General features: G+C 48.9%; 10 protein-coding genes. 7 read left to right on the forward strand and 3 right to left on the reverse strand.

The features are described 5' to 3' along the window. The first annotated feature begins 99 nt into the window (after positions 1-99). From ACI77B_RS05530 to ACI77B_RS05560, 7 genes are all read left to right on the forward strand, one after another. Positions 100-1,278 carry a cysteine desulfurase family protein gene (locus ACI77B_RS05530; protein ID WP_409335904.1) on the forward strand — a complete coding sequence of 393 codons (1,179 nt, stop codon included), beginning with the start codon at positions 100-102 and terminating at the stop codon, positions 1,276-1,278. A 38-nt stretch (positions 1,279-1,316) separates the two neighbouring features. Next, positions 1,317-2,531, forward strand: a complete 1,215-nt coding sequence (thiI, locus tag ACI77B_RS05535) for a tRNA uracil 4-sulfurtransferase ThiI (protein ID WP_409335905.1) — start codon at positions 1,317-1,319, stop codon at positions 2,529-2,531. 398 nt (positions 2,532-2,929) lie between these two features. After that, positions 2,930-4,909 carry a hypothetical protein gene (locus ACI77B_RS05540; RefSeq protein WP_409335906.1) on the forward strand — a complete coding sequence of 660 codons (1,980 nt, stop codon included), beginning with the start codon at positions 2,930-2,932 and terminating at the stop codon, positions 4,907-4,909. A gap of 115 nt (positions 4,910-5,024) precedes the next feature. Further along, positions 5,025-11,174 carry a phosphodiester glycosidase family protein gene (locus tag ACI77B_RS05545; protein WP_409335907.1) on the forward strand — a complete coding sequence of 2,050 codons (6,150 nt, stop codon included), beginning with the start codon at positions 5,025-5,027 and terminating at the stop codon, positions 11,172-11,174. A 229-nt stretch (positions 11,175-11,403) separates the two neighbouring features. Continuing rightward, positions 11,404-13,698, forward strand: a complete 2,295-nt coding sequence (locus tag ACI77B_RS05550) for a hypothetical protein (RefSeq protein WP_409335908.1) — start codon at positions 11,404-11,406, stop codon at positions 13,696-13,698. Between the two features lie 305 nt (positions 13,699-14,003). Next, positions 14,004-14,585 (forward strand): ATP-binding protein, encoded by a 582-nt coding sequence (locus ACI77B_RS05555; RefSeq protein WP_409335909.1) that lies wholly within the window; start codon positions 14,004-14,006, stop codon positions 14,583-14,585. Between the two features lie 72 nt (positions 14,586-14,657). Next, entirely contained in the window at positions 14,658-14,852 is a 195-nt protein-coding gene (locus ACI77B_RS05560; RefSeq protein WP_409335910.1) for a Fic family protein, read from the forward strand. Positions 14,853-14,918: 66 nt separating this feature from the next. Here ACI77B_RS05560 and ACI77B_RS05565 read toward each other — a convergent pair whose 3' ends face one another. From ACI77B_RS05565 to ACI77B_RS05575, 3 genes are all read right to left on the reverse strand, one after another. Next, positions 14,919-15,197 (reverse strand): type II toxin-antitoxin system YafQ family toxin, encoded by a 279-nt coding sequence (locus tag ACI77B_RS05565; RefSeq protein ID WP_409335911.1) that lies wholly within the window; start codon positions 15,195-15,197, stop codon positions 14,919-14,921. After that, positions 15,191-15,484, reverse strand: a complete 294-nt coding sequence (locus tag ACI77B_RS05570; RefSeq protein ID WP_409335912.1) for a type II toxin-antitoxin system RelB/DinJ family antitoxin — start codon at positions 15,482-15,484, stop codon at positions 15,191-15,193. Before ACI77B_RS05570 ends, ACI77B_RS05565 begins: the two co-directional genes overlap by 7 nt. 138 nt (positions 15,485-15,622) lie before the next feature. Further along, the gene (locus ACI77B_RS05575; protein WP_409335913.1) at positions 15,623-16,894 is read right to left on the reverse strand and encodes an RNA-binding domain-containing protein; all 1,272 of its coding nucleotides are present in this window, start codon (positions 16,892-16,894) and stop codon (positions 15,623-15,625) included. Positions 16,895-16,929 lie beyond the last annotated feature (35 nt).

Raw genomic sequence — 16,929 nt, forward strand, 5'->3', positions numbered from 1 at the left:
GAATATCATAGGAAGCCTTTCGGGACCGTTTCAGGAAACGAAAGGCTTCCTTAATACATGAGTGATTTTGGGATAAATTTTACACAGGACAAGGAAACAATGAAACACATGATTTACCTGGACAACAGCGCGACCACCCGCCAGGCCGATGAAGTCACCGACCTGATGGCAGACGTCGCGAAAAATACTTTTGGAAATCCTTCTTCCCTGTATTCTCTGGGAATGGATGCAGAAAAAGTCGTCGAGAAGGCGAGAAAGTCTTTTGCGAAGACCCTCGGCGCGGATCCTTCAGAGATCATCTTCAATTCCGGCGGAACGGAAGGGGATAACACCGTTTTAAGAGAAGTCGCTGACGCGAGAAAACATCAGGGAAAGCACATCATCGTCAGTGCGGTGGAGCACCCGGCAGTTCTGGAAAACTGCAATCGCCTGGAGCATGAAGGCTATAAGGTGAGCAGAATTTCGGTGGACTCCCTCTGCCATCTGAATATGGAAGAGCTGGAAGACGCCATCGATGCTGAGACGACACTGATTTCCATCATGGCGGTCAACAATGAGGTCGGCACCATCATGCCGATCCGGGACATCGTGAAGCTGGCCAGAAAGAAGGGTGGAAAACCGGACAAGGCAAGCGGCATTCTGGTGCACACGGACGCCGTGCAGGGCTACGGAAAAGTTGATCTGAAGGGCACTGGCGTGGACTTCCTGACGGTCAGCGGCCATAAATTCCACGGACCCAAGGGCGTCGGCGCCATGTACGTAAAGAAGGGAACCCTGATCCCGGCGTTTGTGCTGGGAGGCGGCCAGGAAAGAGGTTACCGCTCAGGCACAGAGAACGTGCCGGGGATCGCCGGACTGGGCAGGGCTGCTGAACTTGCACAGGAACATTTTGTCGATGGACAGAAGACCATGAAAGAGTGCAGAAGCCGCCTGCTGAAGGCCATTCAGGATCAGATCGATGATATTATCATCAACTCGCCGCTGGACGAGACTGGAGCGGATTCTGTACTGAATATCAGCTTTCTGGGCGTGCGGGGAGAGGTCCTGCTTCATGTGCTGGAAGAAGATGGCATTTACGTGTCCACCGGCTCTGCATGTTCCTCCAATCACAAGGGACAGAGCCACGTCCTCCAGGCCATGGGAAGAAGCCCGAAGGAAATCGAGGGCGCCGTCCGCTTCAGCTTCAGCCGCTATAACCGGCCGGAAGACATGGATATCGTCGCGGATAAGGTGAAAACCGCGGTGCAGCGCTTCAGAAGACTGGGAAGTTTCCAGTAATGCCCGCACAGGCTCATATATATAAGAAAGGAAAAAACATGAACGAACAGAATATTTTCATCGTGCGTACCGGCGAGGTCGCGCTGAAGGGAATGAATAAACCGTATTTTGAGCGTGTGCTCGTCCAGAGAATCCGGGCGGCACTGAAGAAGACGAATGAGCAGTCGAAAGAAGAGGGAAACGGCGGCATTGATGTCTACCGTCACGAAGGTCTGATTTTCATCAAGAGCCCGAAGACCATTCCGGAGGACACGATTATCAAGCTGGTGAGCCGGGTGTTCGGTGTAGCATCCATCAGCCCGGCCTGGGAGTGCGAGAGCAACCTGGACGCCATCGGCGAGATGGCCGTGAAGTTCATGCTGAAGCAGATCGAGGAGCGCGGCGTGAAGACGTTCAAGGTTTTTGCCAAGCGCGCGGATAAGACCTTCCCGATCAAGAGTCCGGAGATCGCGAGAATCATCGGCGCCAAAGTCCTGATTGGCTGCAAGGTCCTGAAGGTCGACGTCCACAACCCGGAAGTCCGCCTGCATGTAGACCTGCGCCGCGGCGTTTCCTATATATATGATGAGAAAGTCGCCGCAATCGGAGGACTTCCGCTCGGCACCAACGGACGCGGACTGATTCTTCTGTCCGGTGGCATTGATTCTCCGGTTGCCGCCTGGATGATGGCACGCCGCGGCATGCTGATCGAGGCGGTGCATTTCCACAGCTATCCATATACATCCAAGAGAGCCCAGGAGAAGGTCGAGAAGTTGGCGGGCATTGTGGCCAGCTATTCCGGACGCATCCGCATGCATGTGATCAACCTGCTGCCGATTCAGGAGCAGATCGTCCAGCACTGCCCGGAAGAAGAGACCACGATTCTGGTCCGCCGCTTCATGATGCGCATCGCCCAGGAGATCGCGAAGAAGAACCGCTGCATGATGCTGATCACCGGCGAGGATCTGGGTCAGGTTGCTTCCCAGACAGCAGAAGCCATCACCGTTACCGATGCCTGCGTGGACATTCCGGTTCTGCGCCCGCTGATCGGTATGGATAAGGTAGATATTATGGATAAGGCCCGCGAGATCGGGACCTACGAGACATCCATCGAGCCTTTTGAGGACTGCTGCACCGTCTTCCTGCCGAAGCATCCGACGACAAAGCCTAAACTGGCAAGAATCGAAGAATCTGAGTCCGCGCTGGATGTAGACGCCCTGGTAAAAGCCGCGGTAGAGTCCGAGGAAGTCGTGGAATGTGAGCCGGAGGTATAAGTAAACATAAAAATATGACAGATGAAGACCTGTGATGCATAATTAAGGAAAGATTAAGGAATTAATCATGTTTTGAAAGGCGTACATTCCATAAGACATGCATACAATTGACTGCTTAAAAACGCCTGAATTTCAACATTTAATGGGTATTTGCGCATCAATCTAATATCTTAAGTTTACTTAAGAAAATTGCCCCGAATGGCTTGTATAGAGTGCAAATAGACTTGACACATCGGCCCCAATGTGGGTATAATGTGTTATGAAATCTGTGGGAGAACAATAACGTTTTTTTCACAGATTTTAACCAAATGCGTGATTTACACATCCGGTTCTTGTCGTCCGGAGACGTGAAGATCATGCGTAAATTAAATCTCATTTTTATTTTATGGAGGTATAACATGACAAGAACGAAAAGCTCTAGAGCGCTTCTCAGTGTTGTACTTGCAGTACTGATGGTCGCAGCTTTCATGCCTGCACTGACGTATTCCTCCTTCGCTGCAACAGCAAAGAAGGCTACTAAGGTTACAAAGCTGAACCACACCGGTGCCAAAGTTTATGGTAAGGTTGGAAACAAGTACGTACTGAAGTACAAGCTGAGCCCGAGCAAGCTGACTTCCGCAGCAAAGAAGACAGTCTGGAAGTCCAGCGACAGCAGCATTGTTAAGGTTTATTCCACAAAGGGCAAGCACGCAGCTGTAAAGGTAAAGGGCGTAGGAACTGCTAAGATCACTGTTTACACAAAGGCAAACACAAAGGCTAAGGCAGTTTGGTCCTTCAAGACAAAGGAAGATAAGACAACCCTGACAGGCGTTACCGTATCCGCACCGAATGCGAAGGATCCGGCAACAGACCTGAAGGTTGGAACAACTCTGCAGGCAAAGGCAGCACCGGAAGCTAAGGACGTTACATACCAGTGGTATGCAGACGGAGCCAAGATTGATGGAGCTACATCCTCTGAGTTTACAGTAACAACAGACCAGATTGGAAAAGCAATCACTGTAAAGGCTGCAAGCAAGAACGAGGTTGAGTCTGCTGCTACAGCTAAGGTTTCTGCTGTAAAGGTTACAAATATTGTAATGAAGAAGGCAAATTCTGAAGGCAAATATGAGGATTCATTCTCTAATGGCGCTGTTGCTAATGCAGGTGATTCCTTCCAGCTTCAGGCAACAACCCTTGATGGGGTGAACAGCCTTTCTGATGCAGTCGATATTCAGTGGTATCGTAACAGTCAGTCTGCAAATGGATCTGCTGTAGAGACACCGATTGCAGGAGCTACAACAGATACATATACACTGACAAAAGATGACATCGGATACACTGTAACTGCTAAGGTAACACCTAAGACTGGTGTAACTGTTGCAGGCAACGCAAAGGGTGCTAATGAGACTGCATATACCATCGCGACAATTGGTTCTGCGTCTAAGAAAATCACTGGAACTGTAAGTGCAGTTATTAAAGTTGACGGAAAGAAAGTTGAGAATGCTACAGCAGGTGCAACTCTGACAGCTGAAGTAACACCGGCAGATGCTACCGTAACTTATCAGTGGTATAAGGACGGTGTAAAACTGGATGGAGCAACATCCGCAACCTACACAGCAAAAGATAAGGGTGCTTATACTGTAAAGGTCAGCGTTGCATCCACAGAAAAGACATATAGTGGAACTTCCGTACAGGCTTCCAATACAGTCAATGTTGGCGGAGATGTAGTAGGCGCTGCCACACTTAAGTTAGCCGACACTAAGAATCTGCTCACAGATGCTGAGGAAAGCCAGTTCACTTATGCAGGTGAAACCCTGACAGCAGAAGCTCAGAAGATGGGCGGAACAATCACTACTGGTGTTCAGTATAAATGGTATAAGAACGGTGTTGAAATTAAGGATGCTAAAACTAGCACATACACTGTACCAGCGGATACAGCAGCAGGAGATACCTTCTATGCTGAGGTTAGCAGCGGCGGAACAACAGTAAAGACAAATACTCTGACTGCTAAGGCTGCATTAACAGTTTCTCCTAAAGTAGCCGGTAGTGATAAGACTCTGACAGTAACTCTGGCTAAACCTTCCGATGCAGTTCTCGGAACAGCATACACAGCAACAGTCAAGGTTGACATTTATGATGCTCAGGATAACTATGTAAGCAGCACAAACATTGATGTCACAAGTGTTGATAACAATGGTGTAGCTACAGTAGAACTCGGAAGCGGAATCGTCAATCAGCTGAAGGCTGACTACACAGTTAAAGCTCGTGTAATTGTCAAGGGTGTAGGCAACTACATTGCATCTGCAGAAAGCAAAACAGCATCTGGTAGTGTGACTGTAGATTCAACATCTAATAATGTTACCTTTGGTTGGACTAATCCAGAAAGTGCTGAAGGTTAATCTCACCTGACAACAGTACACACAATTTATTCGACTTTCGAATTAACTTGCTTAAGGCAAAATCTCTTCGGAGGTTTTGCCTTTTTTACGTATGCAATGAAATGAGAGGATTAAGATGAAACGATTATCCGTAATCATCCTGGCTGTGGTCATGACGGTCACGATGATTCCGTTCTTCGGGTTTGCCGATGATTCGGCGTCTTCCAATGCACAGGATGTGAATGTGCTGAAAACGCTTGATGAAACGGATTACCCGATTGTTAAGGGAGTAAAGGAAACTACGGTGAATCTGAAAAATTCTTCGGATGAGAGCGTAGTTTCTCATGTACTGACCGTAGATCCAGGCAGCAATACGAGTTTCAAGGCAAGCTGTGGGGGCTACTATACGGAAGGAAGCACGGCAGAAACAAGAAAGGCAAAAGCTGCAAAGTGGTCCTCTTCCGACTGGAAGTTTATGACGACCACGGACCAGGCAGCAGATTATGAAAAAGCCACTTCGCAGAGAGTTCTTGCAGCTACCAATGCGGACTACTTTAACATGTCCACCTCGCAGCCTCTTGGCTCCATCATCATGGAGGGAAATAAAAACCTGAACGCTGGCAGCACGGAACCGTATTTTGCGGTTCTGAAAGACGGATCCAAAGTTATCCGTGACGCCTCAGTTCCGACAGATGATGTGGAGGAAGGCGTAAGCGGACCATGTTACCTGGTGAAGGACGGCAGCGTATGCACCGATGTACCGATGGATGTGATTCCGCGTAATTCTATCGGCATCAAAGCGGACGGCAGCGTGGTCATCGTCGAAATGGACGGAAGAATTGAAAAATCGGTCGGAGTGACTGCGCTTCAGCTCGGAAACTATCTGAAGTCCATTGGATGTGTCAATGCCCTGCTTCTGGACGGCGGCGGATCGGCAACGCTGGCGACACGCCGGGAAGGAAGCAGCAGTCTGTCGATCGCAAATACGCCAAGCGATGGAACCGAGCGAGTCATTGGATCCGCGCTGCTTCTGGTGGACAACGGTTCGGTTTCCTCAACCTTTGATCACGCGTCCATTACCCCGAAGAATGAATACTATACGCCGGGATCCAAAGTAAACTTCCAGGCTTCGGGCGTCAGCACCTCCGGAGATAAAACCGATATTCCATCCGGCGCGGAATGGTCTTTGGCGGAGGACAGTAAAGACTGTGGCAGCATCGACAGCGCTACAGGCGTCTATACGGATAACGGAAAGAACCCGGAGCGCCACACGGTTAATGTAGAACTGAAGTACAACGGAAACGTGCTGGGCACCGGAAAGATTATCATTTCCGCTCCGGATAAGATTAAGTTTGTAAACGATTCCCTGAATCTGGACTATGGAGAAAAGAGTGATCTGAATCTGCGTGTCTATGCAAACGGCCGTCTCCTGAACATCAAGGACGGCGATCTGGACTGGAAAATTGAGGATTCATCAGTCGGATCCATTTCAGGAAACACCTTTACCGCAGCAAAGAACAATGAGAAAGGAAATCTCTCGGTCAAATCCAAAATTACGGCTGTATCCAAATGGGACACTTCGGTTTCCGCGGATATTACCGTAGGGATCGGGACCGCGCCGCAGATCATTCTGGACGGCGGCGACAGTGACGGATTGAGTTATGAAAACATCCCATACACCCATCATACGTCCACGGCTCCGTACTATGCAGAAGAAACCAATGCCGGAAGTAAAAGTGATCTAATTGTCATTCATTATATGAGTGGCGATGTCAGCCGCGGCGGAATCGCATCCGCGCAGCAGGTGGATGTGGATCACGGAGAAGTCCGTTTTGGGCAGAAAGCTCTGAAACTAAATTATGACTTCACCAATATCAACGGTACAGAAGGAGCCTGCATCGGTCTGAAACATTCCGTTGAAGTTACGGGAAGTCCGACTTCCGTCGGCGTCTGGGTATATGCTCCAGAGGGTACGCCGAACCTGTGGCTCCGCCTGCAGTGTGTCGATGGAAACGGAATCCGTCAGAATCTGAACTTTACAGACGAAACGAAAAATGCCAAAGACGGGACTAAGGGTGGAATCAACTGGGTCGGATGGAAGTATCTCACCTGCTCGCTGAAGGACAGCAACGGCAACCCGATTCCGGGACCGATTACCATTCCGGAAGGTGAATTCCTTCGTGTGATGGATACCAACGGTTCCCCGCAGGATCCGAACCGCAACGGTGTGTGGAACTGCACCAAAGATTCTTCCGGAAATGTCTCTGAAGCAAAATACATCGGGCATTCCAAAGGCAGTCTGTATTTTGACAATTTACAATTTGTCTACGGAAACAACCCGGAAGACACGGATAATCCGCAGATTGCGACCATGTCTGTCGGTGAGCAGCTATCAGGCAGAAAATCACTGCTGAAGAATAATAATGTCACAGTGGACAGCAATACGGTGTATTTCGGATCCACGTTCTCGGATGTAAAAAACAGCCATACGTCTGGTATAGACTGGGCAAAAGTATACATCGACGGAACCGATGTAACCGACCGTCAGAATACCAAGTTCTTGCAGAATGATGGGGAGCTGTTTGTAAACGGAATCAAACTTCCGAACGGAGTGCATTCCATTACCATGCGTGTGCGGGACAAGAACGGAAATGAGTCAAAGATCACGAAGCAGTTCACGGTTAAAGGCGATAATGCCGGTCTGACCTCTGTAGCGGTAAAGCCGGAACAGGATCACGCGGTCCTCGGCAGATCAGTAAAACTGAATGTCACCTCCGGTGAACTGAAGAATCTGAAATCCATGTCTATGGACCTGAACCTGGGAACTAACTGCACGGTTTCCAATGTGGAGTTTAAAAATGGATTCTCCGGAACAAAAGAATACGATCAAAGCAGCGGAACATTGAAACTTACCGCGAATGCTCCGGATTCACTGCCGGACAGCGCGTCTGATGCAATCGCGGAAATCACGGTAGATGTGCCGCAGAAGCAGAGCAGTCCGGCATACCTGACCTATTCGGTCAGCAGCGGAAAAACAGAAAGCAGAACAACTGCTTCAGAGGATGTGCTGAATACGTTCGGAACAGGAACAGAGTCTCTGCCGATCAGGGCCGCGTATACGATTGATACGGGAACCGTCATGGACGGACAGCCTGCTGTGATCACGGTAAAAGACGCCTCCGGAAAGCCTGCAGAAGGAGTTTCGGTGATGCAGTACAGCAGCAGCGGCGACATAAACCTTGGAAAAACCGGCGCAGACGGCACACTTACAACTTCTGCACTCAGCAGTGCCGGAAAGGAATTCACCATCTACGCTTCCGGTGATGACGGCATGTCCTTCTCGGAAACATCCAAGTGTGTATCCGCGACAGGCTCCGAGGACGGAAAACCGTATCATATTGAGGCCGGCGTCTGTGACGATCCGGAAACGATGAAGAATCTGGTCTGGATGTCCAATCCGTCAAAGGCGAAAAAGAATGCAGTAGTGCAGTATGCGCCGGAATCGGAGTATACGAAGGACGGAGAAAAAGCATTCCAGTCCAAAGAAGGAAAATGCACATTGCTCTCCTATCTGGTCAGCGGCAATGCCAATTATTCCAACTCGGTGATGCTCAGCGGACTGAAGCCGGGTACCAAATATGTTTACCGTGTAGGAGACGGATCCATTTGGTCCGATGCGGGAACCTTTACGACAAAAAGCACCGCGCAGGAAGACGGCAAGGAGACAACCAGGTTCTTTGTCATCGGCGATACGCAGACTTCCGGAAATGATATGGAGAATCTAAACAAGATTCTTGGAAAGGTCAGCACCGGATACGACTTCGGTATCCAGCTCGGGGATTTTGTTGACGGTCCTTCAATATATTCCTACTGGGATAATATTCTGACCCCGTTCGATCAGCTGAACGGAACGGATACCCTGCATGTAACGGGAAACCACGAGGAAGACGGAGATCCGCAGGCATCCCATGTGAATACAATCTTTAACACCAAGAACAGGGATTACTACTCTGTGACCTATGGAAACGTATACGTCGCGACGATTGCCTTTTCCTCAGACGCAGATAAAATGCAGGAGGCAGCGGACTGGCTGGTAAAGGATGCTTCGGCAAGCAGCGCACAGTGGAAGATTCTGGCAATGCATCAGCCTGCGTACTATACCAATACCTCAGGTGGAAACGAGATCATCAACAAGATTATTCCGCCTGCATGTGACAAGGCCGGGATCGACTTTGTCTTTGCCGGACACGATCACAGCTACGCGAGAACCTACCCTCTTTACAACCGGGAGGAACCGGAGTCCGTACAGGAAGAGAAACTGAATCAGGGAGAAGCCTATTCCGGCAAGGGCACAGTGTACTACATCTGCGCATCGACCGGTGAAAAGTCCTACGCTGTAAGCAACAATCCGGACTTCCACTTTGCCAAGGCCGATCTGAATTTTGACCACGGTATCTACCTGAGCGTTTCAGCAGATAATGATCAGATGAAGGTCACGACATATGATGGAGACAAGGTGTATGATACCTTCACCAAGGAAAGCAGCTGCATAAAAGACGGACATACCTACTCACTGTACAGCAATGGCAAAGCGATCTGCTCAAGGTGTCACCGCGCATATCCTGTAACTGAAATCGGAAAAACCGGATATACCGGATGGCTGAAAGATAAAGAGAGCGGAAAGAATATGTATTTCATCGACGGAAAATACCAGACAGGCGTCGAAAAGATCGGAAGCCAGTTGTATCTGTTCGATGAACATGGCCTGGGAATCACCAGAACTCTGGACATTGCCGGCACCCAGTATAAGTTTGAAAACGGGAAATATGTATCGTCATCCGATTCGGACGCAGGAACAGTTGATTTCGGATTCTGCGGAGCAGATTCCTCGACTAAGGGTCAGAATCTGATCTTCGCCTACCAGGAAGGAAACAAGGTGCTGAATGTCGGCCTGAACCCGCTGATCAGCAATCCTTCCGGTAAGATGGAAGACTGGAAACAGCCAATTCTGGTTCCATGGCAGGAACACCGGAACGAAATTGTAAAGGCTAACGTCGGTAACGGGGTCACCAACCTCGGACAGTTCTTTATCTATAATGCTCCGGATTCTGCGGTGGAAAGCCTGAAAAACGCTAAAGCGGCACTGAAGGAAGTCCATCTTCCGGACAGCCTGACAGAAATCGGAAACTACGCGCTGATGGATAAGGAAAACCTGAAGTCCGTAACGATCCCTGAAAACGTGAAATCAGTCGGAAAAATGGCCTTCGCCTTCAGCGACGGCATTCAGGTTACCTGCAAGAATGCCGATGCCATGACCTTCGGCGACAATGTATTTTACAGCTGCGGATCATCGTCTATCCTGAGTCTGCCAGATACCAATTCCTGGAAAGAGGCGCTGAAAGCAGGAAAGATCTCCTTCCCGGGAACGATCCGGATCGGAGACCGGAATTATTCTGCGGGTTCCGGCGGAGGCGGTGCATCAGGCGGAGGTGCCGGTGATACGGCGGAGCTGCAGAAAACACTTTCTTCTGAACTCACAAGTGCCAGATCTATAGATATCTCCGGCTATACGGACGATTCTGTTCAGGCTCTGAAGGACGCGATCTCTGCTGCGGATAAGATTTTGCAGAAAGACAATCCGTCCAAGGAAGAATTAAGCAGTGCGGAAGATGCTCTGAAAGCCGCAGTTGCAGGACTGAAGCAGAAGCAACAAAGCGCCGGAGCAGAAGTGAAAGCGGTGAAAACAAAAACTTCTGTGCAGAACCAGTATCGGAAAGGGGCACAGATTCAGCAGATCCAGATCGCCGGAACGCCGGAAAAGAAAAGCGTTGCGATCACGGTAAATCCAAAGCAGTTCCCGGAGAAGTCCGATGTGTATGTTTACCGGATCGGTAAAAACGGAAAGCTCACGGCATTGGATCAATCCCCGTATCCCGTGAAGGACGGCAGAATTCAAATTACCGTTAATAACGGATCTTACGCGATGTCTTCTGTTCCTTGCGCATCGGATCTCCGTGCGGTGAAGATCACAAAGATAAAAACCAAGAAAGGAAAAGTATACCTGAAATGGACATCCGCTTCCGGTGCGGACGGGTACAGGATCTACCGCAAGGGCACGCACGGCAAGTATCAGAGAATCAAGATTCTGAACGCTAAAAAGCTGTCGTGGACAAGCCTGAGAATGAACCGGAAAACCTATACATTCCGGATCCGCGCATACGTTCGCGTAAATGGTCATACGTACTATGGGCAATACTCAAAGGCTAAAAAGATTAAAGTGAAATAACTGAAAGGTGAAGAGACCGTCTGCAGCGGCGGTCCGTCAGAAAATCCTTCCTGATGCAATCGATCAGGGAGGATTTTCAGCAACACGGCTTAGTCAATCAAGAGCAGAAATTAATTTATAAGTCGCACTTGTATCACTACTTCTGCCGGAATATACTGTAGGTGTTAATGAATTGCGATGTGCGCCATAATACGGCAAATTATGACGCGGAGTACCATTTTAGGAGTAAATGATGAAAAAGAGAGTTTTTCAAGGTGGTCTGATAGGTCTTGCTGCAGCAGTGACACTGGCGATGGTTCCCTGCACTATAGCGCAGGCAGTCAGTAATCCTGTTTATGCAGGAACTTCTAAATCCGTCTCTGTGCGGACACAGACACAGCTGAACCGCGCGCTGAAATCCAAGCGTGTGAAGACAATTAAGATAAGCAAGGGAAGCCGCTCCCTGAGCATTCCTAAATCTGCCAGAAGCAGCGCCTCAGTTCAGGTGAACGCAAAGAATCTTCAACTGAAGGTTCAGGGAAGAACCGGAAAAATGACCGTAAGCAATGCCAGAAGCGTGGATGTCAGCGGAACAGCTCCATCGATCCGTGTTCCAGCAGGAAACACGGGTATGATTCTGCGTCGAGGAGCACATATTAAATCAGTAGCGATCAGCGGAAATTCAGTTCGCATTCTGAGCTGCACCGGAGCCGATATCCATACTTCTGGGAAACGCACCAACGTACAGCTCAGAAGAGGCGCGGAAAAAACAGATGTCACCCTGCTGGGCAGCGGCGCTGTCTCTTCGGTGATGAATAATACGAACAGTGACGTTGATTTGAATGTTGATGATACCGATAACATCCTGCACGCAGGGTCCGTGTACTCCGGAGCTGATGAAAATTCCGGGAAGCAGGATTCTCCGCTTCCGAATGATAATCCTCTCCGGAATTATCAGGGAATGGTGAATGACGGTTCTCTGTCTCTGGAAATCCATGGCTGCGGACAGTACTCCAGTCTGTCAACCTCTGCGAAAGTTCATGGCTGGTACCATAATTCCGCGTCAGGAACGGATTTTGAATGCTACTTCCTGGTCTCCGGCGGAAAGATCAGAACCAGCCGCATCGAGAATAAAAACTTTGAGAAGAACTACAAAGGCGAAGCAGCGTTTGATATTGTCTCAGTGAACGATTCCAGCATGACAATCAAAAGCACTGATGACACTTATGGGGATAACGGCGTGACGTATACGCTTCCGTTTGACGCAGACACGGAGCAGTTCGACGCTTCTAAAGCGGTAGATCCGACCAATCCGATGCGCCAGTTTCAGGGCTCTGTTTCTTCTGGAAATATTACTTTAGAAATTCATGGAAGTGGTCAGTTTGCCTCCCTTTCTTCCGGAAATTCCATTCACGGATGGTACCGGAACAGCAGAACCCATACAGATTATGAATGCCGTTTCAACCGAAAGGGCAATACGATACGCGCTGTCCATATTTCCAATCGAAATTATGAGAAAAACTACCTTGGCGAGGCATCCTTTGTCATTCTGGACTATGGCGAGGGATTCCTGAAACTGAGAAGCACCAGCGACGTGTACGGTGACAAGGGCACAGAATACACATTCTGCAGTTACGGAAATTACGGCGATCCGGTAAATGCAGACAATCCTTTGGTTTCCTTCAGCGGCAGAGCGGATGATGACAACGGTGGCGACGTCAGTCTTGAGATTCACGGATCCGGCCAGTTTGCGTACATGTCGTACGGAAACTCTATTCACGGCTGGTATCACAACTCCTCGACCGGAACAGATTATGAATGCCGCTTCAATGTCTTCGGAGACAAGATCGAAACTGAACATATCGACAACCCGAATTACGAGAAGAACTACCTCGGAAACGCGCAGTTCAAGATCGTGGGGAAAACCGGAGACGGCATCACCCTGAAGAGCATGAACAACATTTACGGAGATGAGGGTAAGACATATACCTTTTCCAGCGGACAAAACGGGGACGGGCAAGAGAATACCGGCATGCCGGTCGACAGCAGCAATCCGCTCTATCCCTTCACGGGAATGACGAACAGTGGTACGCTCAACCTGGAAATCCACGGCAGCGGAGCCTTCTCTTCCTATTCTTTCGGAAACAAGGTTCACGGCTGGTATCATAATACAGCCACCGGTTCCGATTTTGAGTGTTATTATATCGTTGACGGTGACAGTATTACGGTTAAAGCGCTGAAAAGCAACCGGCTTAACCGGGGATGCCTTGGGAACGCTGCATTCCGGATCGTTTACGATACCGATGACGCGCTTACACTGCAGAGCACTTCAGACACGTACGGCGATAACGGCCAGACGTATGTTTTCTATAAGCCGGGACATGAACCGTCGAAATCAGACGTGAAGAAGAATCCGGACGAGAACAAAAACACGGCTCAAAATCAGCCGTCAGAAGAGACAAAAACGGATACAGCAAACCAGGAGGCTGAACCTGCACATACAGACACCCCAGAGGTATCTGCACAGGAAGAGACGCTGCACTAGGTTAAAAATGGCGTAAAAGCGAATTATATATTACAGGAAGCCGGAACGTACATAATCAACTTAAAAGGGGCTGTTGCACTAAGTTAGGGAAACTGACTTGGGGCAATGGCCCCGCTTTTGCTATGTTCATAGTTCAGAATTTGGTGTGCGGATTCATGTAAGATCATTAAGTGAAATCGCATTTCACTTTAACCTGTATATTTCACTAAATGCGCAATATATTTAACTTATTTTAGTTATAATTTAACTTTATGCAGCGGATTTCACTTATACGACCTTGAAATTCAACTTAATTCAATTTAAATATGAACATGGTCCGGGACGGGAAGCCGACACTCAGCGCGCTTCTGCTGTTTTCCCGCTATCCCCAGAGTTGTTTTCCACAGCTTTGTGTGACCGGGATCGTCGTCGACGGGAATTCCCTTGATGATGTCGTGATGCAGGATGAACGTTTTGTCGACAACGTACGTATTGAAGGAAATCTGCAGTACATGATCGAGGAATCCATGGCGTTTATACGGAGAAATATGCGAAAATCCACGGTCATTAACGAGAACACTGGCGAGCGTGAGGACAGGACGGAATACCCGCTGAGGGCTGTGCGCGAGGCGATTCTGAACGCGCTGCTGCATCGGGATTACAGCGTGCTGACAGAGAATAAACCAGTGCAGATCATCATGTACAGAGACCGGCTGGAGTTCTGCAGTCCCGGAGGATTGTTCGGCCGGATCAGCGTGGACCAGCTCGGCAAAATTCAGCCGGACACCAGAAACGCAGTGCTGGTATCGGCGGCGGAAATACTGGAACTGACGGAAAACCGGTATTCCGGAATCCCTGCAATGCGAAAAGCCCTGGCTGCTTACGGTATGCCGGAACCCGTATTTTAGGACCGGCGCGGAACGTTTGTCACTGCGTTCTACAAGGCAAAGAGCGAATCCGAACACTATGGAAATACGAATGTGCAGGAGCAAGAGGATCTCCTGGAATTTCTGCGGATACCGCGAACCCGCCGGGAAATTACAAAATTCCTAGGGCTCAAATCGCAGGCGTACGCGATGCGCCGCTATGTCACGCCATTGATTCAGGAAGGCGTAGTTGTGATAACGGATCCCGAAACACCGAAAGCCCGGGGGCAGCAGTATTATGTGAAATAGTTATAAAAGCAGGAGATTAATCAAAGGTCCGGACGACGTTCACAGGCAGTCCGGACCCTTAATATGCTATTCGTTAAACACATCGCTGTGTTTTCCTGTTCGTGAAGCGGTCAAAATAAGTTCTTTTTCGTTTATCTTGTAAATCAATAACCAGTCTGGCTGAATATGACATTCTCTGAAATCAGAATAATTGCCGGATAATTGGTGATCCCGATATTTTGGATCCAATGGAATTCCGGCAATAAGCTGATCAAGAACATTCTGTAAAAGATTCATGTTCAAGCCGCGTTTTTTGGCACGTCTGTAGTCTTTCTTAAATTTGGTAGTCGTTTTTAATGTCAGCATTCTTCTTGATCTAAATCCTTAAACAGTTCCTCGGCAGAATGATATGATTTAGCCTCTATCTCGCCAGAAGCAATTTTACGGGCTTCCTCCATGGCCTGGATTGTTGCTTCGTTATACTTTGGACGGCGGACATCAAACGGCAGCCCTCCAACCATCAGAGCCTTGCTGAAAAATATATTCACCGCTTCCGGCAAGGTCATTCCCAAACTGGAGAACAATTCTTCAAGCTCTTTTTTCTGAGTTGGATTCATACGCATATTAAAATTAGCAGTTTTGGTTGACATCATTCATCACCTCTGTATATATAATTATACACTTGTTTGCACAAATGTAAAACATTATTACACATTTAAACGCATCTTAGTGTGAAGCATTAGTTGTATCTCTGGGGATCACATTATGTCATTTTATCCATTTTGAGTAGATTATACTTTATCCGGAATTTCCACCTTGCTGTACCGTGTGCTTCTGCCGCCGCCCAGAACGCGGATGTACCCTTTGTCCTCTAACTGACGGAGAAGTTTCCCAGCTTTATACCGGCTGAGTGAGGTGCGCTCCAGAATCTGCGTCATGGACACGCTCTCGTTCCTGCGCAGATGATCATACAGTACCTGTTCTTCTGCGGACAGAGGTTCTGCAGCGCGGATCACCGGAAGGACAACCTTGATGGCGTGCCCGCTGATCGTAAATTCCGGCTGGACGGCCTTTCCCTCATAGGCTTCGCGGATGCGCGGGATGCCGATCCCCAGGATTTCCACCAGATGCAGACGGAAGAACACATTGCTCAGGATCGGATTACGCAGGGAAGAATACTGGCCGGCAAGATACTGCTTTTCGGTGATGTCTTCCGGAAGGCCTCCTGGAGAAACGATTTCTGCACGATCCGGGAAGAAATACATGCGGATTGGCTGCGGAACATCCCAGGTGCGGTGCATCAGCGCGTTGGCGATCACCTCGCGGAACGCGTCTTCCGGAATCAGTTCAACTTTTTCGCGGTAAATGCCGTCGATTTTCTCATATTGATATGCATCCTGATATATGCTTACCGCCTGCTGAAGAGCGAACAGAACCGATCGATTCTCCACGTTTTTACGCTTCAGAATGATACTGATGGAATCACCGAATCTTGCGGCATCGATGCCCGGAAAGTGATTTTCGTCAGCAAGAAGTTCTGCGGCATGATTGTAGCCCGCAGCATCGGAGTACAGATTCAGCGTCTTCAAAACCGGCTCGCTGACGGAAACGCCGATTTCATCTTGCAGCATATGATCCAGCACAGAGAAGTGAAGATCCTGCTGGTCGGCCGGCAGCTCCTCAAATCGGAGATGTTCGCCACGCAGGATCAGCCGTTTTAATTCTACCGTGTCCACTTCGACAGTTGCCGAGTCACTGCGTTTGTAGGCTTTTGATTTATACAGATACGGCGTATGTGTACCTTTTCGCACTTCGAGTGTAATGGTCTGATCTTCTTCATTAATCGACAAAGTGTACTCGGGCTGAGGAGTAATACTGTCATTTATCCTGTTTTCAATGTCCAGACAGGACTGTCTGGGATCCGCAAGTCCAGTCACAGTGCCGTTATCATCTACTCCGAACAGGATTCTGCCGCCGTCATAATTAGAAAACGCGCTGACGGTTTTCAGAAATGTATTTGTAACGTCTTTTTTGAATTCCAGCTTTCTTGTTTCCCTGATCATATCTATTCCTCGTAAATCAGTCGCTTTGACGGATC

Origin of the sequence: Eubacterium sp. F2, assembly GCF_046244355.1 — a bacterium.
Classification (GTDB): Bacteria; Bacillota; Clostridia; order Peptostreptococcales; family Anaerovoracaceae; genus Aminicella.